General features: G+C 55.6%; 1 protein-coding gene. It reads right to left on the reverse strand.

Going from position 1 to position 680, the window contains the following annotated elements:
* A partial coding sequence (locus AWU74_RS07105) for a CarD family transcriptional regulator (protein WP_062328713.1) occupies positions 1-355 on the reverse strand: 355 nt, incomplete at its 3' end.
* Positions 356-680 lie beyond the last annotated feature (325 nt).

Genomic DNA, 680 nt, shown 5'->3' on the forward strand with positions numbered 1-680 from the left:
GGTGGTACAGGCAGCGCACTATCGTCGCCACGTAGGCGACGCTTCCCTTTCTCAGCAAGTCGTAGTTCGTCTGGTAGCGCAGCTTCCAGTCTGAGGTAATCGGCTCGCAGTCTTCGCTCATCATGTCGAGCGCCCGCTGCGCTTCGTCGGGTGGGACTATGCAGCGCACTCCCAGTTCTTCCGCACGCTCGGCAGGCACCATGATATTCATATCTTCTTCTTCGAAATAGATATCGTAGTACGTGAGCGTTTTACCTTCGAACTGCCTGTCGGCGATTCCAAGGATTTTTCCGACACCCTGACTGGGATACACAACTCTCTGTCCAAGCGCAAATGTGAGCGTTTCTTCTTTCATGACAACAATATACTACATTCAAAGCGGTGAAAGCAATTGAAGGCGCCGGGCAGACCAAAGACAATCTGCGGAAAACGGCGCCCCGTATCCCTACGCACCGTCTCCCTCGGACGGCGCTGTTCGACCGGACGGCACTCTGTGCTCATGCGCCGGATTTATCGCCGCGTCCGGTCAAACGACGACTTTGCACACGAGGGAACAGTTGAGCCTGTGAGAAGTTTTGTGTACAGGGAAGTATCGCAAACGCGGTATGCGCCCGTTCCCTAACAGGGCGTTTGTCCGCGCAGTCGCAGGAACACCGTTTGCCGGCGTTCTTGCCGCGAAT

The sequence above is a fragment of the Treponema endosymbiont of Eucomonympha sp. genome (assembly GCF_001028545.1).